We start from the raw sequence: 18,118 nt of genomic DNA on the forward strand, positions 1-18,118 counted from the left end.
GACGAACCCCAGCACCGCGTCCATCTCCCCGCCCTCCACCGCGAACACCGGCTCGAACCCCTCCGCACGGCACGCGGCCACGGTGAGTTCGCGCAGGTCGTACCCGTGCCGGAACATCACCAGGCGCTCGCCCTCCAGATCGGGGACACGGACCGTACGGCGGCCCGGGCCACCGGGCGCGGGCGCCTCCGGGGAGGAGACCACGACCAGGTCCTCGCGCAGCAGCTCGACCGTGGTCAGGGCGGGGGAGGGCGTCGGCAGCGGCAGCACCACCAGCGCGAGATCCAGCGCGCCCCGCGCCAGGAGCCGTACCAGATCGTGCGAGCCGCCCTCCTCGATCAGCAGCCGGATGCCGGGATAGCGGTCGTGGAAGGCGCGCAGCACATCCGGCAGCAGACCGGTGCACAGGCTCGGCGTCGCCCCCAACCGCACACGGCCGCCCCGGAGTTGGGCCAGCTCCTGCACCTCGTGCCGGGCGGTGTCCGCGTCGGCCAGGATGCGCCGGGCGAGTGGCAGCAGCGCCTCGCCCGCGTCGGTGAGCGTGATGTTGCCCCGCGCCCGCTGGAACAGATCCGCGCCGAGCTCCCGCTCCAGCGCCCTGATCTGCTGGGACAGGGACGGCTGGGCGACATGGACCGCCTCGGCGGCCCGGGTGAAATGCCGGGTCTCCGCGACCGCCACGAAGTACTGGAGCTGCTGGAACTGCATCCACCCAGCATAGGCTCCGCCTATCGAAACGAGCCGGACCATGTCTTGGACCGATGGGGCCGTTCGGCCCTAGCGTCTGGAGGCATGGCTCTGGCAACGCGGACGGACCGACGGCCGTCCATGGCACGCACCGTGTGGGACTCCTCCGTCGGCAAGAAGACCGTGATGGCGGTCAGCGGCCTGATCATGCTGCTGTACCTGGTCGTCCACATGATCGGAAACCTGAAGATCTTCTTCGGCGCGGGCGAGTTCAACCACTACGCGCACTGGCTGCGCACCATCGGCGAACCGTTCATGCACTACGAGTGGACGCTCTGGCTGATCCGCGTCGTCCTCGTGGTCGCCGTCGTCGCGCACGCCGTCTCCGCCTACCAGCTCAGCCGCCGCGACATCAGGGCGCGGCCCAGCAAGTACGTGCACAAAAAGCCGAGGGCCACCTACGCGACCCGGACCATGCGCTGGGGCGGGATCATCCTCGGCCTGTTCATCGTCTGGCACATCCTGGACCTGACCACCGGCACCGTGCACTCCGGCGGCTTCCAGCCGGGCCACCCGTACCAGAACGTCGTGGACACCTTCTCCACCTGGTACGGCGACGTCATCTACATCGTCGCGATGCTGGCGCTCGGGCTGCACGTGCGGCACGGCTTCTGGAGCGCCGCCCAGACCCTCGGCGCCGGCAGCCGCAGCCGCGACCGCGCCCTGAAGGCCGTCGCCAACGTCCTCGCGCTGCTGCTCACGGCCGGTTTCATCGCCGTACCCGTGGGCGTCATGACCGGAGTGGTGAGCTGACATGACCTACACCGACTACGTCACCGGCGAACCCGTCGCCGACACCAAGGCGCCCGCCGGGCCGATCAACGAGCGCTGGGACAAGCGCCGTTTCGAGGCCAAGCTGGTCAACCCGGCCAACCGGCGCAAGCACACGGTGATCGTCGTGGGCACCGGCCTCGCGGGCGGCTCCGCCGGCGCGACCCTCGCCGAACAGGGCTACCACGTCGTCCAGTTCTGCTACCAGGACTCACCGCGCCGCGCCCACTCCATCGCCGCGCAAGGAGGCATCAACGCGGCGAAGAACTACCGCAACGACGGCGACTCCGTCCACCGGCTCTTCTACGACACCGTCAAGGGCGGCGACTTCCGGGCCCGCGAGTCCAACGTCCACCGGCTCGCGCAGATCTCCGTCGAGATCATCGACCAGTGCGTGGCACAGGGCGTGCCCTTCGCCCGCGAGTACGGCGGCCTGCTCGACACCCGCTCCTTCGGCGGCGTCCAGGTCTCGCGCACCTTCTACGCCCGCGGCCAGACGGGCCAGCAGCTGCTGCTCGGCGCCTACCAGGCCCTCAGCCGGCAGATCGCGGCGGGCAACGTCGAGATGCACCCGCGCACCGAGATGCTCGACCTGATCGTCGTCGACGGGCGGGCGCGCGGCATCGTCGCCCGGGACCTGATCACCGGGAAGATCTCCACGTACTTCGCGGACGCCGTCGTGCTGGCCAGCGGCGGTTACGGCAACGTCTTCTACCTGTCGACGAACGCCATGAACTCCAACGCGACGGCCATCTGGCGGGCGCACCGCCGCGGCGCCTACTTCGCCAACCCCTGCTTCACCCAGATCCACCCCACCTGCATCCCGCGCACCGGCGACCACCAGTCCAAGCTGACGCTGATGAGCGAGTCGCTGCGCAACGACGGACGGATCTGGGTACCCAGGGCCAAGGGCGACGACCGGCCGCCGAACCGGATCCCCGAGGACGAGCGCGACTACTACCTGGAGCGCATCTACCCCTCCTTCGGCAACCTGGTCCCGCGCGACATCGCCTCCCGGGCCGCGAAGAACGTGTGCGACGAGGGACGCGGGGTGGGCCCCGGCGGGCAGGGCGTGTACCTGGACTTCGCCGACGCGATCAGGCGGATGGGGCGAAAGGCCGTCGAGGCCAAGTACGGCAACCTCTTCGACATGTACCAGCGGATCACCGACGAGGATCCGTACGAGGTGCCGATGCGCATCTACCCGGCGGTGCACTACACGATGGGCGGGCTGTGGGTCGACTACGACCTGCAGACCACGATCCCGGGCCTGTTCGCGATCGGTGAGGCCAACTTCTCGGACCACGGGGCGAACCGGCTGGGCGCCTCGGCGCTGATGCAGGGCCTGGCCGACGGCTACTTCGTCCTCCCGGCCACCATCAACGACTACCTCGCCCGCAACCCGCACCAGGAGCCGGTTACCGACCAGCACCCGGTGGTCCAGGAAGTGCTGGCGGAGACCGAGGACCGGCTCAACCTGCTGCTGTCGGTCGACGGCGACCGCACCCCCGACTCGTTCCACCGCGAAGTCGGGGAGCTGATGTGGGAGTTCTGCGGCATGGCCCGCACGGACGCCGGTCTGCGCAAGGCCCTGGAGCGCATCCCGCAGATCCGTGAGGAGTTCTGGCGGCGCATCAAGGTCCCCGGTACCGGCGAGGAGTTCAACCAGTCGCTGGAGAAGGCGAACCGCGTCGTCGACTACCTGGAGCTCGCCGAGCTGATGTGCCTCGACGCGCTGCACCGCGCCGAGTCCTGCGGCGGCCACTTCCGCGAGGAGTCTCAGACCCCGGACGGCGAAGCGGCCCGCAGGGACGACGAGTTCGCCTACGCGGCCGCCTGGGAGTTCACCGGCACCGGCGAGGCTCCGACCCTGCACAAGGAAGACCTGGTCTTCGAGTACGTCCATCCCACCCAGCGGAGCTACGCATGAAGCTCACCCTGCGCGTCTGGCGGCAGCGCGACGCCGACGCCGAAGGCGCCATGTCCACGTACGAGGTGGACGGCATCTCCTCCGACATGTCGTTCCTGGAGATGCTCGACGTCCTCAACGAACAGCTCATCCTGGCCGGCGAAGACCCGGTCGCCTTCGACCACGACTGCCGAGAGGGCATCTGCGGCGCGTGCTCGCTCGTCATCAACGGCGACGCGCACGGACCCGAGCGGACCACGACCTGCCAGCTGCACATGCGGTCCTTCAAGGACGGCGACACGATCGACATCGAGCCGTGGCGGGCCGCCGCCTTCCCGGTGATCAGGGACCTGGTCGTCGACCGCTCGGCCTTCGACCGGATCATCCAGGCCGGCGGTTACATCACCGCGCCGACCGGCTCCGCGCCCGAGGCGCACGCCACACCGGTGCCCAAGCCGGACGCCGACTTCGCCTTCGAGCACGCCGAGTGCATCGGCTGCGGCGCCTGCGTGGCGGCCTGCCCCAACGGCGCGGCGATGCTGTTCACCTCCGCCAAGGTCAACCACCTGGGCGTCCTGCCGCAGGGCGCGCCCGAGCGGGAGACCCGGGTGCTGGACATGGTGGCGCAGATGGACGAGGAGGGCTTCGGCGGCTGCACCCTGGCCGGGGAGTGCGCCACGGCCTGCCCCAAGGGCATCCCGCTGGTGTCCATCACGAGCATGAACAAGGAGTGGCTGCGCGCCACGCGGAAGGTGGCGAAGAGGTAGCGGCCACCTGGGCAGAAAGACGTTCGCCTCAGGGTGCGGACGGGCGGGGCCGGGAGGTGCTCCCCGGCCCCGTCTCGCCTGTCCGGGGTGGACGAGGAGGCCCTCCAACGGGTCGGTCAGGACACGGCCATGGGCTGGTCCACGCTGCCGCAGTGGGAGATGGCGTCCGCGGCCATGCTCAACCACCCGGCCGTCCGCACCGGACCGGGCGCCGCCCGGCGCACGGATCTCCTGCGGGCGCTGCACCCCGTACAGGAGGCCTCCGGACACGACTTCAAGTGTCTCCACTGCGCCCTGCTCGTCCTCGACGACGAGCGCCTGATCGTGCTGCACCGCCTGACCGGCACCGGCTACGCCCCGCGCATGTCCGGCATCGGCGACAACGTCCAGCTGCACACCCTCCTCGCCGACGCCCTCGTCGGCGGCGGGCACGTGCCCGGTCACGCACCCTCGGCGCAGGAGGTCGCCGGGCGCCGTGACGCGCCGGGCCAGGCGCCGACGACCGGCTCCTTCAACCTCGCCGCCCCGGGCGGGGAATGGGTGCGGAACGAGGGAACTCCCTCCGGCATCCCCGTCGTCGACGGCGTACTGGAGCGCGTGCTCGACCGGGCGGAGACCGGCAGATGGCTGGAGCACTGCGCACCGGCGAACTGACCGGTACCGTCCGAGCCGTTCAACAACCGCACATCAACGCTCTCTGCGCCCGTCACGCGAAGGTCAGCCGGCATCGGAAGAACAGGGGCGGCAGATCGCACGCCACGGGTCTGCTCCCCGCTCCGCCGACCCGGCCCGTGACCAGGAGAGAGCCATGACCGGCGTAACGACCCTCGACCGTCCCCCCAAGCCCGCGGCCCCCACCCGCTACACCGTCTCCCTGGCCCGCGACGAGGCCGATGTACGCGCCGCGCAGCGGCTGCGGCACGAGGTGTTCGCCGGTGAGATGGGTGCCCTGCTGTCCTCCCCGCAGCCCGGCCACGACATCGACGCCTTCGACGCCTACTGCGACCACCTGCTGGTCCGCGAGGAGACCACCGGGCAGGTCGTCGGCACCTACCGGCTGCTGCCGCCCGAGCGGGCCGCGGTCGCCGGACGACTCTACTCCGAGAGCGAGTTCGACCTGACCCCGCTCGACGCGATCCGCCCGGGCCTGGTCGAGGTGGGCCGCTCCTGCGTCCACCCCGGCCACCGCGACGGCGCCGTGATCGGCCTGATCTGGGCCGGCATCGCCCGCTACATGGTCGACCGCGGCCACGAGTGGCTGGCCGGCTGCTGCTCCATCCCGCTCGCCGACGGCGGCGCGCTCGCCTCCGCGACCTGGGACCGGGTGCGGGCCAAGCACCTGGCGCCGCAGGAGTACCGCGTACGGCCCCTGCTGCCCTGGGTCCCGAACGCCGCCGCCCCCGCCGCCCCGGCCGAACTCCCGGCCCTCCTGCGCGGGTATCTGCGCCTCGGCGCCTGGGTGTGCGCCGAGCCCGCCCACGACCCCGACTTCGGGGTCGCCGACCTGTACGTGCTGCTGTCGATGCGCCGGGTCAACCCGCGCTATCTGCGGCACTTCCTGTCCCTCGTGCCGGCCTGATGAGCGTCTGGCAGCCCAGCGCGCCCTGCACCCCACGGGCCTGCATAGAGGCGACGGCGTCCGCCACGGCCGTACCCCGTGCCGTGCTGCGGCTCGCGGCGGTCACGGTCCTGATGCTCACCGGGATCGTGCTGTCGCCGCTCGGCGGGAGGATCCCCGCCGAGTGGGTCAGGCGGTGGTGCCGGTGGATCGTACGGGCCGCAGGGGTCCGGGTCCGGATCACCGGCACCACCGTCCCCACCGGTGGTCTGCTGCTGGTCGCCAACCACATCTCCTGGATGGACATCCCGCTGCTCGCCGCCGTCCGTCCGGCCCGGATGCTCGCCAAGTCCGACATCCGGGACTGGCCGGTGGCGGGTCCCGTCGCGGCCCGCGGCGCGCTGTTCATCGACCGCAACCGGCTGCGCGCCCTGCCCGGCACGGTCGCCCGCATCGCGGACGCGCTGCGCGACGGGCAGGCCGTCGGGGTCTTCCCCGAGGGCAGCACCTGGTGCGGCCGCGCCCAGGGCAGCTTCCGCCGGGCCGTCTTCCAGGCCGCCCTCGACGCGGCCGTCCCCGTCCAGCCCGTCCACCTGCGCTACCGGATGACCGAGGGCTCGGCGAGCACGGCCCCGGCCTTCATCGGGGACGACTCCCTGCTGGCCTCGGTGTGGCGGGTGGTCCTCACCCGCGGCCTGGTGGCCGAGGTCGACGTCCAGCCCCTCATCCCGCCCGGCACCCACCCCGACCGCCGCTCCCTGGCCCGCGCGGCCCAGCCCGGAGCCACAGCCCAGCCCGACTGGACCCACGCGGCACTGGTGGCCTGACCACCCGCATCACCCGCCTGCAAGATGCGCTCCATGCCCACCGCAGGCGGTAGGAAATTCCGAGGTCCGGGCCCGACGCAGCTGCTAGCGTCGAGGTCATGAACGTCATCGGGCGAACCAGCACCGCAGCCGCGCGAGCGACCAGCTCGCCGGCTGCCGACGCCTGATCTCACCACGCACCCCGGCGGCCGGAAACGGACCGCCGGGGCGTTCTCGTAGGTGACTCCCGTGTTCTCGCGCGGTTCTTTCCGGTCCCCGTGATCCGAAGGAAGACCGCCATGAACAGCAGCAACATGAACATGAACACGGACCGGGTGATTCGGACCTTCACCGACTTCTACCGGGAGCGCCGACACCAACTCGTCACCGGCAGCACACTGTTGCCGCCGCCCTCGGACCCGGTGCTGTTCACCACCTCCGGCATGCACCCGCTCACCCCCCATCTGCTCGGCCGTCCGCATCCGCAGGGGCGGCGCCTGGTCAATGTCCAGCGCTGTCTGCGCACGACCGATCTCGACGAGGTCGGCGACTCGACGCATCTGACGGTGTTCGAGATGCTCGGCTCGTGGTCCCTCGGCGACTACGGCCACTCGCAGAGCCTGCGGTGGGGGTACGAGCTGCTGCGGGACGGCTTCGGCATCCCGCACGAGCAGCTGTACGCCACCGTCTTCCGCGGCGACGACCAGGTCGGCCCGGACACCCATTCCCTGCGCACCTGGCGGCGGTTGGGCGTCCCCGTCGAGACGACCGGCGAGGACAACTGGTGGTCCAACGGCCCGGTCGGCCCGTGCGGACCCGACTCCGAGATCTTCGTGTGGACCGGTGGCCCCGGCACCCCGCCCGAAGGCACGCCGACCACCGACCCGCGCTGGGTGGAGATCTGGAACCACGTCCACATGCGCCACCTCCGCCGCGAGGACGGCACCCTGGAGCCGCTGCGGCAGCCCGCCGTCGACACCGGCATGGGCCTGGAACGCCTGGTGACCGTCCTGCAGGGGCACGATTCCGTCTACGGGACCGACGTGTTCGAGCCGTGGATGCGGACCGTGCCCTCGCTGTGGCATCTGGACGACGAACCGTCGCTCCGCCTCGTCTGCGACCACCTGCGCTCGGCCGTCGTGGTCCTCGGCGACGGAGTACGACCCTCGAACACCGGCCGTGGCCACGTCCTGCGGCGGCTGATCCGCCGTGTGCTCACCACCCTGCGGCGCGACGATCCCACCCGCACTCTCGCCGACCTGCCTCCGGAGCCGATCGGCCACACGCTGGACCACTTCCGCCAGTCATGTGGTGTCGAGGCCGTGCGGGAGCAACTCCTCGACGAGGAACGGAGGTTCACCCGGCTTCTCGAACGCGGGCGGCGCGTATTGTCCCGGCCGGAGTTCCAACGGCCGCTGACCGACGAGGACTACGGCTACCTCCACGACACCCACGGCCTGCCCCGGGACCTCGTCGCCGGGATGCTCACCATGGGATGACGCCTGGCGAGGCGGCGTCCGGGGCGGCGGGTGCACCTACCGCTCCGGACGCCGGCCCTGTCAGCGCTGGGTGTAGATGAAGCCGATCTTGTCGACCTCGTCGCCCGAGCGACCGTGGAACCCGGCGATCTGCCAGCCGGACGGCGCGGTGCGGGTCACGCAGTCGGAGGTCGTCGTGCCACCGGCCAGGGTGCGGCCCAGGTTGGTGGTGAACTTGGCGTAGAAGACGCGGGTGTGGTCGTTGTACGAGCCCTGGCACAGGTAGGCGGTCGTGACGTACTCGCCGCTGCCCAGGGTCAGGGAGGACGCGGTCCCGCCGGTGCCGCCGTGGGCGAGCGTCGTGCCGGTGGCCAGGGTGAGGTTCATCTGGTCGACGCGGGAGCCGGAGCGCAGGCCGATGGTGGTGGCGCGAGCGCCGGCCGGCACGCTGTCGATGTCGTTGTAGTAGTCGCCGTGCGGGCCGCCGAACTGGTCGCTGAGCTGGAAGGCGGAGTTGCGCGACCAGGTGAAGCCGACCGTGATCGGGTCGTGGTCGGAGAGCATGAGCCCGTCGTCGGTGAGGAACTTGGCGTGCTCGTTGTTGTACGAGGTCGCGTTGAGCGAGACGAGCTTGCTGCCCCGGTAGAGGACCTTGTCGACGACCTCGCAGGTGTTGGGCACGGTGGCCCCGGACTGGTCGCACACCAGCGCGTCACTGCCCTTGGCCGGCGGGATGCCGCCGCGGATCAGCTGGACCCAGGCGTCGGTGAGCCCGTTGGACGAGGCGAACTCGGCGATGGTGTCGGCCGCGCGGGTGTAGCGGGTGTTGGTGTCGCCCATGACCACCACGGCGTTGCCCGCCGAGTGCGTCTTGATGAAGGCGGTGAGCTGGTTGAGGTTGTCGGCGCGGGAGGCCTCGTCGCCGTCATTGGTGCCCGCGTTGGTGTGCAGGTTGTAGAAGTCGACGTAGACGCCCTCGGCCAGGCGCTCGCGCATGAAGGTGAAGCCCTTGGGGGTCAGGCAGTCACCCGAGTCGATCTGACAGGAGTTCCAGTGCACCCGCTCGAAGTCGTCCGTGTCGTACGGGATCTTCGACAGGGTGTTGAGCCCGCTGCCGATGCCGGCGCCGCCGCTGGTCGGCGTGCGGTAGGCGTGCGCGGTGTCGCCGGCGTAGAGGTACGCGTGGTAGTTGAAGTCCTCCTCGACATGCACGATGTCGTACGGCGCGATCCGCTGGCCGATCGCCGTGGTGCTGGTGTCGCGGGGCGTGGACGCGCTGGAGAGGCTCTGCGGCAGGCCGGCGACGTTGTAGCTGAGCACGCTGAAGCTGCCCGAGTCGGCGGCCGCCGCGGAGGGCGCCGCCATGGTGAGCCCGCCGAGGGCGGCGGCTGCCGCCGCCAGGCAGGCGAGGAGTCTGCGCATGGGGGTGTGTCTCCTGGGGGAGTGAAAGCGGTTGCGATGAGCCAGTGATTGAAGTTACCGCTGGTTACCCCAGTCTGTCGCGACCCTGGCAGGAGATCGTTCTGCGGGGGTGGAGGACGGGTTAAAGGTGCGGGAACTCGGCGCACGGCCGATGACGTGCCGATCGTCCATCCCTCGTCCATCTATGTGAATACGAAACAAGTACCGGACTATTGACGGGTTCAGGTCAGCGGTTTTACGGTCCGCGAGAAAGCGCTTTCCCCGCTTCTATCCGTCCGTCTGTCTCTTCGTACCTCCGTCAGACGCCTCAACCGTCCTGGAGAGCAACGATGAATGTGAGACCCGTATTCGCCTGCGTCAGCCTGATCGCCGGCACCCTCGTCGCCCTGTCCGGCACCACCGCCGTGTCCTCCGCGGCGGCCGGTACCGTGCTGTACGTCTCGCCGCGCGGCACCGACAGCGCGGCCGGCACCCAGTCGGCGCCGACCACGCTCACCTCGGCGATCAGCCGGATCACCGCCGGCGGCACGATCTACCTGCGCGGCGGGACGTACAACTACTCCTCCACGGTCACCGTCCCGGCCGGCAAGGACGGCACCTCCGGCGGCCGCACCACCCTGTCCGCCTACCCGGGTGAGACCCCCGTGCTCGACTTCTCGGCACAGAGCGAGAGTTCGTCCAACCGGGGCATCCAGCTGAACGCCAACTACTGGCACCTGTACGGGCTGACCGTCGAGCACGCCGGCGACAACGGGATCTACGTCGGCGGCAGCAACAACGTCGTCGAGCGCACGGTGACGGCGTACAACCGCGACACGGGACTGCAGCTGGGCCGGATCGCCTCCACCACGCCCAGTTCGCAGTGGCCGTCGAACAATCTCGTCGTCAGCTCGGAGTCGCACGACAACGCCGACTCCGACGGTGAGGACGCCGACGGTTTCGCGGCGAAGCTGACCACCGGCACCGGGAACGTCTTCCGCTACGACGTCTCCCACAACAACATCGACGACGGCTGGGACCTCTTCACCAAGACCGACACGGGCGCCATCGGGCCGGTGACCATCGAGTACTCCCTGTCCTACGACAACGGCACCCTCAGCGACGGCAGCCAGAACGGCAACGGCGACCGCAACGGCTACAAGCTCGGCGGCGACGACATCGCCGTCAACCACGTCGTCCAGCACAACATCGCCTACCACAACGGCCATCACGGGTTCACCTACAACAGCAACCCGGGCACGATGGCCGTCACCGGAAACGCGAGCATCGACAACGCCCAGCGCAACTTCTCCTTCGACGCGGGGACTTCGGTGTTCCGGGGCAACACCTCGTGCCGCTTCTCCGTCAGCGGCTCGAACGACAAGACCGTCGGCGGCGCCGACAGCTCCAACCAGTTCTGGACCGGCACCAACGGCTCCCGCTGCTCCTCCTACTCCGGCGCACTGGGCTGGTCCTTCGCCTCGGACGGCAAGCTCGCCGTCACCTTCGGCGGCAAGGTGGTGACGCCGTAACCACACGCTCGGCTCACGTCGCCGACCAGGTGCGGATCACCGGCTCCGCGTACGCCAGGATCAGGTTCGTCATGGCGGAGACGTCTGCTGCGCGCGGCCGGCGGGGAGATGTCACCGCCGGGTCGGTGGGGCGCGGCAATTTCGGTGGACATTGATCATTCCGTGAACAGACTGACCGCATGACCATCGAACCTGATCCCAAGGCCGACCTTCACTTCTATCTGCAGAACGCCCGCGACGCGCTGCTGTGGAAGCTCGAAGGGCTGTCGGAGTACGACATCCGTCGGCCCTTCACGCCGACCGGCACCAATCTGCTCGGGCTGGTGAAGCATGCGACGCATGCCGAACTCGGTTATCTGGGCGACACGTTCGGGCGGCCCTCCGATCTGCCGAAACCCCTCTTCGGGGAGGGCGCGGACGCCAACGCCGACATGTGGGCCAGGGCCGACGAGTCGCGCGAGGACATCGTCGCCCGCTATCGCGGCGCGTGGACGCACGCGGACGCGACGCTGGAGGCCCTGGAGCTGGACGCGGTCGGCAGGGTGCCCTGGTGGCCGAGCGGCGCCGACGAGGTGACCCTGCACCACGCGATCGTGCGCGTCATCGCCGACACCCACCGGCACGCCGGCCACGCCGACATCATCCGCGAACTCATCGACGGAGCCGTCGGGATGAACGAGAACAACACCAGCATGCCGAAGGGGGACAGGGCTTGGTGGGTGGAGTACCGGCAGCAGTTGGAGAGCGTGGCCCGCAAGGCGTCGGGGCGGGAGTGAGAAAACCTGCCCACCTCGGGGACGGGGTGGGCAGGGACACACGGGTGTTGACGGGTCGTCAGCCGGCCGCGAGCAGCTCCAGCGTGTCGATCACCCGGTTGGAGAAGCCCCACTCGTTGTCGTACCAGGCGACCACCTTGACGTGCCGGCCGTCGACGCGGGTGAGCGCCGAGTCGAAGATCGAGGAGGCGGGGTTGCCGGTGATGTCGGAGGAGACCAGCGGGTCATCGGAGTACTCCAGGATCCCGGCGAGCGGCCCCTCGGCCGCCGTACGGTAGGCCGCCAGCACGTCCTCGCGCGTCACGTCGCGGGCGACGGTCGTGTTGAGCTCGACGATCGAACCGACCGGCACCGGCACCCGGATCGAGTCGCCCGACAGCTTGCCGTCGAGACCCGGCAGCACCAGACCGATGGCCTTGGCGGCACCGGTCGTGGTCGGCACGATGTTGACGCCCGCGGCCCGTGCCCGGCGCGGGTCGCGGTGCGGCCCGTCCTGCAGGTTCTGCTCCTGCGTGTAGGCGTGCACGGTCGTCATGAAGCCGTGCTCGATACCGGCGAGTTCGTCGAGCACCGCGGCGAGCGGAGCGAGCGCGTTGGTGGTGCAGGAGGCGTTGGAGACGATGGTGTGCAGCTGTCGGTCGTAGGCGTCGGTGTTGACGCCGTACGCGAGCGTGACGTCCGCGCCGTCCGAGGGCGCGCTGACCAGCACCTTGCGCGCGCCGGCGTCGAGGTGGGCGCGGGCGGCCTTGGCGGAGGTGAACCGGCCGGTCGCCTCCAGCACGATGTCGACACCGAGCTCGGCCCACGGCAGCTGGGCCGGCTCGCGCTCGGCCAGCACCCGGATGCACCGGCCGTCCACGACGAGGGTGTCCCCGTCGACGCTGACCGGGCGGCCGAGGCGGCCGGCCGTGCTGTCGTAGGCGAGCAGGCGCGCGAGAGCTGTGGGCTCGGTGAGGTCGTTGACGGCGACGATCTCGAGAGTGCTGTCGCGTTCGAGCAGGGCGCGCAGCACGTTGCGTCCGATGCGGCCGAATCCGTTGATGGCGATGCGCGTCATGAGGGGTGTTCCACCTTTGAAGTCGTCCCTTGGGTTCGCCCCCAGGGTCGCTCGCGGTGTCCGCCGGGGACAGCGGCGCGATCGCCATGGTTCAAAAGGATCCCGCCAGGCCGGCCGCGAGGGGTCACTCGCCCCGTGCGAAGGTGTGCCGGTACTCGCTGGGCGTGGTGCCGAGGATGCGCTGGAAGTGCAGCCGCAGGTTCGCCCCCGTACCGAGCCCCACGTCGGCGGCGATCTGCTCGACGCTGCGCTGTGAGCGTTCCAGCAGCTCACGGGCCATGTCGATGCGGGCGCGCATCACCCACTGCATCGGTGTGTAACCGGTGTCCTCGACGAAGCGCCGGGACAGCGTGCGCGCCGACACCCCCGCGTGCCGGGCCAGCACGTCGAGGCTCAGGTGCTGGTCGAGGCGGCGCAGCGCCCACTCCCGGGTGGCGGCGAAGCGCTCACCCAGCGGCTCGGGCACACTGCGCGGCACGTACTGCGCCTGACCGCCGCTGCGGTAGGGGGCGGCGACCAGGCGCCGGGCGGCGTGGTTGGAGGCGGCCACACCGAGATCGCCGCGCAGGATGTGCAGGCACAGGTCGATGCCGGAGGCGGCCCCGGCCGAGGTGAGGACGCTGCCCTCGTCGACGAAGAGCACGTTCTCGTCGACCTTGACGCGCGGATGCTTCGCGGCGAGCGCCCGCGTGTAGTGCCAGTGCGTGGTCGCGCGTCTGCCGTCGAGCAGTCCGGTGGCGGCGAGGGCGAAGGCACCGGTGGAGATGGCCGCGAGCCGCGCGCCCCGCTCATGGGCGGCGATCAGCGCGTCGACGACGGCCCGCGGCGGGTCCTCGCGGTCCGGGAAGCGGTATCCGGGGATGAACACGATGTCGGCCCACGCGAGCGCGTCGAGGCCGTCGGCGACGGAGTACGACAGCCCGTCACCGCCGTTGACGAGCCCCGGTGCCGCCCCGCACACCCGCACCTCGTACGGCATGCTCGCCCGTGTCGTGAAGACCTGCGCGGGAATCCCGACGTCGAGCGGCTTGGCACCCTCCAGCACGAGGACGGCGACACGGTGGAGACGGGAGGCTGACACGGGGACAGGGTACGAGGCAGGTCAGGCCCGGGCCGCCGTACCGGTCGCGCGCCGCGGCGGTGGGTCGCGGGGTCGGCAGGCTTGTGTCGTTCGTCGACTCGGCGGACCCGCCGCGTCCGGCGCTGAGCCGCACCTAGGACGGTCCCAGTACTCGTGCCAGATACGGCGCCGTCGCGCTCGCCTCCGCGCGGGCCACCTCCACCGGCGTCCCCGCCGCCACGATGTGGCCGCCCGCGTCGCCGCCGCCGGGGCCGAGGTCGATCACCCAGTCCGCGCCCGCGACCACCGACATGTCGTGCTCGACGACGACGACCGTGTGCCCGGCGTCGACAAGGCCGTGCAGCTGGCGCATCAGGACCTCGACGTCGGCCGGGTGGAGTCCGGTCGTCGGCTCGTCGAGGAGGTAGAGGGTGTGACCGCGACGGCCGCGCTGCAACTCGCCTGCCAGCTTGATGCGTTGCGCCTCACCGCCGGACAACTCGGTGGCGGGCTGCCCGAGTCGCAGATAGCCGAGCCCGACGTCCAGCAGGGTGCTCAGACTCCGCGCCACGGCCGGGGTGTCGGCGAAGAACTCCGCCGCGCTCTCCACCGTCAGATCCAGCACCTGCGCGATGCTCAGCCCCCGGTACGTCACGTCGAGCGTCTCGGGGTTGTAGCGCGCCCCGCCGCAGTCCGGGCACGGCGCGTAGGTGCTCGGCAGGAACAGCAGCTCCACACTCACGAACCCCTCGCCCTGACAGGTCTCGCACCGCCCGCCCGAGACATTGAAGGAGAAGCGCCCTACCCCGTAACCCCGCTCGCGTGCCGCGTCGGTGCCCGCGAACACCTTGCGTACGACGTCGAACAGGCCGGTGTACGTGGCGAGGTTGGACCGCGGGGTGCGACCGATCGGCTTCTGGTCGACCGAGACCAGCCGCCCCACCCCCGCGAGGTCCTCGGTGATCTCGCCGATGAGCGTGGACTTGCCGGACCCGGACACACCGGTGACCGCGGTGAACACCCCGAGCGGGAACTCGGCCGTCACCCCGCGCAGGTTGTGCCGGGTGACCGGCCCGACCTTCAACTGCCCACGGACAGAACGTACTTGACGTACCGGGGCGGGGGAGCGGTCGAACAGGAAACGGGCCGTCGCCGACCCCTCGACCCCGGCCAGGTCCGCCACCGGTCCGCTGTGCAGCACCTCGCCGCCGTGGTCACCGGCGCGCGGGCCCACGTCGACGAGCCAGTCGGCACCGCGCATGACGTCGAGGTGGTGCTCGACCACGAACACCGAGTTGCCGGCCGCCTTCAGCCGATCCAGCACGGTGAGCAGCGCCTCGGTGTCCGCCGGGTGCAGACCGGCGGACGGCTCGTCCAGGACGTACACCACACCGAACAGTCCGGAGCGCAACTGCGTTGCCAGGCGCAGACGTTGGAGCTCTCCGGCGGAAAGGGTCGGGGTGGCGCGGTCCAGGCTGAGGTAGCCGAGGCCGAGTTCGAGGACCGGGGCGATACGGGACCTGAGGTCGGCGGTGAGGACGCGGGCGGTCTCGTCGGTGGCCACCAGCTGGTCGGCGAGGTCCGTCAGCGGCAGCGCGGCCAGTTCGGCGATCGTACGGCCGCCGAAGGTGACCGCCAGCGCCTCGGGCCGCAGCCTGCTGCCACCGCAGACCTGACACGGAGCGCTGGTCAGGAAGCGCTCCGCCCGGGCGCGCAGGGTCGCGCTCCTGGAGTCCGAGAAGGTCTTCATGACGTACCGGTGGGCGCTCATGTACGTGCCCTGGTACGGCCGTTGGATACGGTCCGCGTCCCGCACCGGGTGCACGGTGACGACCGGCTGTTCCTCGGTGAACAGGATCCACTCCCGCTGCTCGGCGGGCAGTTCACGCCAGGGCCGGTCCACGTCGTAGCCGAGCGCGTCGAGGATGTCCCGCAGGTTCTTGCCCTGCCAGGCGCCGGGCCACGCGGCGATGGCACCTTCGCGGATCGACAGCGACGGATCGGGGACGAGTGACCGCTCGGTCGTACGGTGCACCCGGCCCAGTCCATGACACTCCGGGCAGGCTCCGACGGCCGTGTTGGGGGAGAAGGAGTCGGAGTCCAGGCGCTCGGCGCCCGGCGGGTAGTCGCCGGCGCGGGAGAAGAGCATGCGCAGCGAGTTGGAGAGGTTGGTGACCGTGCCGACGGAGGAGCGGGAGGTCGGCGCCGAGCGGCGCTGTTCGAGCGAGACCGCCGGCGGCAGCCCCGTGATCTCGCCGACCTCGGGCGCGCCCACCTGGTGGATCAGCCGGCGGGCGTACGGGGCGACCGACTCGAAGTAACGCCGCTGGGCCTCGGCGTAGATCGTGCCGAACGCCAGCGAGGACTTCCCCGAACCGGACACCCCGGTGAACACCGCCACCACGTCCCGGGGAATGTCGACGTCCACGCCCTTGAGGTTGTGCTCCCTGGCTCCGCGCACACGGACGTACGGGTCATGTGGGCTCGGCATGCGGGGACTCCGTACGGACGTCGACCAGGACGGGACAAACTCCGTGATTCTATGCGATCGACGCACGCGACGGCCCGTGCCTTGCTCGAACGCGGTCATATTCGCCCATGGCACCTGGCCTGCGGTGTCACGATTCAAATATCTTGGCTCGGGGAGACGGCTCTCGCAGAGAGCGCTGTCTCATGCGAGGGGAGTTCCGCACCATGCCGATGTTCGGCAGACGTGAGAGACGCGAAGAGGCCTTCGGCGAAACGCGGAAAGCGGCGTTACGGGCCTTCGCGATCTCCGACGAGGACCTGAGCACCCTCGAACGCGTCACGAGCCACGCGCGCACGCAGCTTCTGCGGCTCAGCGACAGTGACCTGGAGACGATCGACAACGGCAGCGGGTACCGGTTGATGCCGCTCTTGTACCAGCGCGCGGGCGCGGCACGCGTCCTCGGCCACTCGGGCGTACCCATGCTGGTCACCGAGGTGAGCAACGTGCAGGCCGCGGTGCTCAACCTCGAGTCGTACGAGGGCGATCCCATGCTGGTGCTCGAGGGCTACGACCTGCTCAACAGACTCACGCTCCTCGCCGAACTGGCCCACGTACCCGAGGAGATCGGCGGCGTCGTCACCCTGCCGAACGAAACCCCGGGCGCCCCCGCGCACCGCTGAGCCAGGCAGGCGGGCGCAGGGGCGTTCCGCCCAGGCCGAGGCCACTGAGCCTCACCGCTCGGTGAAGATCCCGGCCAGCCGGCGGTACGACTCCAGCAGTGCCGACCGGTCGTACGTGCTCGTCGTGACCAGGACCTCCTGGGCTCCCGTCTCCTTCAGCAGTGTCTCCAGCTCATGGGCGACCTGCTCCTCGGTCCCGGCGAGCTGGCCGGTGAGCCCGGACTCGTAGAAACCGCGTTCCCTCTCCGTCATCGTCAGCGCCTCGACGCGCTCGGCCGGCGGCAGCGGCGGGAACGTGCCGTGCGTGCGCGAGTACGCCATCGACCAGGCCTCCGGGATCAGCAGCCGCCGCGCCTCCTCCGGCGTGCCGGCCACCGCGATCGTGCCCGAGATGACGACGTACGGCTCCCGGGCCCAGGGGGAGGGGCGGAACCGTTCCCGGTAGTGATCGATGCCGCGCCGCATCTTCTCCCTGTTCCGGAGGTCGCCGATGACCATCGGCAGACCGGCGCGGGCGGCGATCGCGGCGCCCTCGCCCATCGCCAGCACGAAGGGCGGCACGGACAGCCCCTCGGCGGGGCGCGCGTGCACGCCGGTGGGGGACGTTCCGGTGAACCAGCCGAGCAGTTCCTGCAGTTGGCCGGCGAAGTCCTCGGCGTCCCCCTTGTCGCGGCCCAGCGCCCTGCGCACCCCGTCGGTGAAGCCCACGGACCGCCCCAGCCCCATGTCGATCCGGCCCGGGAACAGTGATTCCAGCACCCCGAACTGCTCGGCCACCACGAGGGGTTGATGATTGGGCAGCATCACACCACCGGTGCCGACCCGTATGGTCCGAGTCGCCGCCGCGACGGCGGAGGCCAGCACGGTCGGCGCGGAACCGGCGACCCCGGGCACGCCATGGTGCTCCGACACCCAGAAACGGTGATACCCGAGTCCCTCCAGTTCCCGCGCCAGCCGCACGGTGTCCCGCAGCGCCTCCGCGCCGGTGTGCCCCTCACGGGTCCGGGAACGGTCGAGAACGGAGAAACGGGTCCGGGCGATCAGGGAGCTCATACAAGCTTCAACACCTGACGGACCCCAGGATTCCTGCCCCTGCCCCTGCCCCG

At 70.5% G+C, this 18,118-nt stretch carries 16 protein-coding genes; 10 read left to right on the forward strand and 6 right to left on the reverse strand.

The window, feature by feature from the left end; translation table 11 throughout:
- Positions 1-708, reverse strand: a 708-nt coding sequence (locus GRC12_RS04885; RefSeq protein WP_208777674.1) for a LysR family transcriptional regulator, incomplete at its 3' end; no start/stop codon positions are given.
- 120 nt (positions 709-828) lie between these two features.
- Here GRC12_RS04885 and GRC12_RS04890 point away from each other — a divergent pair.
- The 7 genes from GRC12_RS04890 (at position 829) to GRC12_RS04920 (ending at position 8,057) form a co-directional block, all read left to right on the forward strand.
- On the forward strand, positions 829-1,500 hold the full coding sequence (locus GRC12_RS04890; protein ID WP_208777676.1) for a succinate dehydrogenase: 672 nt from the start codon (positions 829-831) through the stop codon (positions 1,498-1,500).
- 1 nt (position 1,501) lies between these two features.
- Positions 1,502-3,448: a fumarate reductase/succinate dehydrogenase flavoprotein subunit gene (locus tag GRC12_RS04895; protein WP_208777677.1), complete on the forward strand. Its 1,947-nt coding sequence runs from the start codon at positions 1,502-1,504 to the stop codon at positions 3,446-3,448.
- Positions 3,445-4,194 carry a succinate dehydrogenase/fumarate reductase iron-sulfur subunit gene (locus GRC12_RS04900; RefSeq protein WP_208777679.1) on the forward strand — a complete coding sequence of 250 codons (750 nt, stop codon included), beginning with the start codon at positions 3,445-3,447 and terminating at the stop codon, positions 4,192-4,194. The genes GRC12_RS04895 and GRC12_RS04900 overlap by 4 nt, the downstream gene beginning before the upstream one ends.
- Positions 4,195-4,281: 87 nt before the next feature.
- A complete protein-coding gene (locus tag GRC12_RS04905) occupies positions 4,282-4,848 on the forward strand; it encodes a hypothetical protein (RefSeq protein ID WP_308286475.1) in 567 nt (188 codons plus the stop codon).
- Between the two features lie 154 nt (positions 4,849-5,002).
- Positions 5,003-5,773 carry a GNAT family N-acetyltransferase gene (locus GRC12_RS04910; RefSeq protein ID WP_208777681.1) on the forward strand — a complete coding sequence of 257 codons (771 nt, stop codon included), beginning with the start codon at positions 5,003-5,005 and terminating at the stop codon, positions 5,771-5,773.
- Positions 5,773-6,579, forward strand: coding sequence for a lysophospholipid acyltransferase family protein (locus GRC12_RS04915; RefSeq protein WP_208777683.1), 807 nt, complete (start codon positions 5,773-5,775; stop codon positions 6,577-6,579). Before GRC12_RS04910 ends, GRC12_RS04915 begins: the two co-directional genes overlap by 1 nt.
- A 299-nt stretch (positions 6,580-6,878) precedes the next feature.
- The gene (locus GRC12_RS04920) at positions 6,879-8,057 is read left to right on the forward strand and encodes an alanine--tRNA ligase-related protein (protein ID WP_208777795.1); all 1,179 of its coding nucleotides are present in this window, start codon (positions 6,879-6,881) and stop codon (positions 8,055-8,057) included.
- Positions 8,058-8,117: 60 nt separating this feature from the next.
- Here GRC12_RS04920 and GRC12_RS04925 read toward each other — a convergent pair whose 3' ends face one another.
- Positions 8,118-9,458: a jacalin-like lectin gene (locus GRC12_RS04925; RefSeq protein ID WP_208777685.1), complete on the reverse strand. Its 1,341-nt coding sequence runs from the start codon at positions 9,456-9,458 to the stop codon at positions 8,118-8,120.
- A 329-nt stretch (positions 9,459-9,787) separates the two neighbouring features.
- Between GRC12_RS04925 and GRC12_RS04930 the strand changes: the two genes are divergently transcribed.
- Both GRC12_RS04930 and GRC12_RS04935 read left to right on the forward strand, forming a co-directional pair.
- Complete coding sequence (locus GRC12_RS04930; RefSeq protein WP_208777687.1) at positions 9,788-10,969, forward strand: right-handed parallel beta-helix repeat-containing protein; 1,182 nt, start codon at positions 9,788-9,790, stop codon at positions 10,967-10,969.
- A 179-nt stretch (positions 10,970-11,148) separates the two neighbouring features.
- On the forward strand, positions 11,149-11,745 hold the full coding sequence (locus GRC12_RS04935) for a DinB family protein (protein ID WP_208777689.1): 597 nt from the start codon (positions 11,149-11,151) through the stop codon (positions 11,743-11,745).
- 58 nt (positions 11,746-11,803) lie between these two features.
- On the opposite strand, the gene gap is transcribed toward GRC12_RS04935, so the two are convergent.
- The 3 genes from gap to GRC12_RS04950 form a co-directional block, all read right to left on the reverse strand.
- The gene (gene gap, locus GRC12_RS04940) at positions 11,804-12,802 is read right to left on the reverse strand and encodes a type I glyceraldehyde-3-phosphate dehydrogenase (RefSeq protein WP_208777691.1); all 999 of its coding nucleotides are present in this window, start codon (positions 12,800-12,802) and stop codon (positions 11,804-11,806) included.
- Between the two features lie 124 nt (positions 12,803-12,926).
- The gene (locus GRC12_RS04945) at positions 12,927-13,883 is read right to left on the reverse strand and encodes a GlxA family transcriptional regulator (protein ID WP_208777693.1); all 957 of its coding nucleotides are present in this window, start codon (positions 13,881-13,883) and stop codon (positions 12,927-12,929) included.
- Between the two features lie 133 nt (positions 13,884-14,016).
- Positions 14,017-16,353, reverse strand: coding sequence for an ATP-binding cassette domain-containing protein (locus tag GRC12_RS04950; protein WP_208777695.1), 2,337 nt, complete (start codon positions 16,351-16,353; stop codon positions 14,017-14,019).
- A gap of 182 nt (positions 16,354-16,535) precedes the next feature.
- Between GRC12_RS04950 and GRC12_RS04955 the strand changes: the two genes are divergently transcribed.
- On the forward strand, positions 16,536-17,012 hold the full coding sequence (locus GRC12_RS04955) for a hypothetical protein (RefSeq protein WP_208777696.1): 477 nt from the start codon (positions 16,536-16,538) through the stop codon (positions 17,010-17,012).
- 51 nt (positions 17,013-17,063) lie between these two features.
- Here GRC12_RS04955 and GRC12_RS04960 read toward each other — a convergent pair whose 3' ends face one another.
- Complete coding sequence (locus GRC12_RS04960; protein WP_208777698.1) at positions 17,064-18,065, reverse strand: LLM class flavin-dependent oxidoreductase; 1,002 nt, start codon at positions 18,063-18,065, stop codon at positions 17,064-17,066.
- Positions 18,066-18,118 lie beyond the last annotated feature (53 nt).

This window comes from Streptomyces griseorubiginosus (assembly GCF_017614965.1).
In the GTDB taxonomy this organism is placed as follows: Bacteria; Actinomycetota; Actinomycetes; order Streptomycetales; family Streptomycetaceae; genus Streptomyces; species Streptomyces griseorubiginosus_B.

Bases quoted from the DNA above. Each gene is read 5' to 3' on its own strand.
- GRC12_RS04950 (WP_208777695.1), bottom strand. From the start codon at position 16,353: ATGCCGAGCCCACATGACCCGTACGTCCGTGTGCGCGGAGCCAGGGAG.
- gap (WP_208777691.1), bottom strand. From the start codon at position 12,802: ATGACGCGCATCGCCATCAACGGATTCGGCCGCATCGGACGCAACGTG.
- GRC12_RS04895 (WP_208777677.1), top strand. From the start codon at position 1,502: ATGACCTACACCGACTACGTCACCGGCGAACCCGTCGCCGACACCAAG.
- GRC12_RS04960 (WP_208777698.1), bottom strand. From the start codon at position 18,065: ATGAGCTCCCTGATCGCCCGGACCCGTTTCTCCGTTCTCGACCGTTCC.
- GRC12_RS04925 (WP_208777685.1), bottom strand. From the start codon at position 9,458: ATGCGCAGACTCCTCGCCTGCCTGGCGGCGGCAGCCGCCGCCCTCGGC.
- GRC12_RS04955 (WP_208777696.1), top strand. From the start codon at position 16,536: ATGCGAGGGGAGTTCCGCACCATGCCGATGTTCGGCAGACGTGAGAGA.
- GRC12_RS04915 (WP_208777683.1), top strand. From the start codon at position 5,773: ATGAGCGTCTGGCAGCCCAGCGCGCCCTGCACCCCACGGGCCTGCATA.
- GRC12_RS04910 (WP_208777681.1), top strand. From the start codon at position 5,003: ATGACCGGCGTAACGACCCTCGACCGTCCCCCCAAGCCCGCGGCCCCC.
- GRC12_RS04920 (WP_208777795.1), top strand. From the start codon at position 6,879: ATGAACACGGACCGGGTGATTCGGACCTTCACCGACTTCTACCGGGAG.
- GRC12_RS04930 (WP_208777687.1), top strand. From the start codon at position 9,788: ATGAATGTGAGACCCGTATTCGCCTGCGTCAGCCTGATCGCCGGCACC.
- GRC12_RS04900 (WP_208777679.1), top strand. From the start codon at position 3,445: ATGAAGCTCACCCTGCGCGTCTGGCGGCAGCGCGACGCCGACGCCGAA.
- GRC12_RS04890 (WP_208777676.1), top strand. From the start codon at position 829: ATGGCACGCACCGTGTGGGACTCCTCCGTCGGCAAGAAGACCGTGATG.
- GRC12_RS04935 (WP_208777689.1), top strand. From the start codon at position 11,149: ATGACCATCGAACCTGATCCCAAGGCCGACCTTCACTTCTATCTGCAG.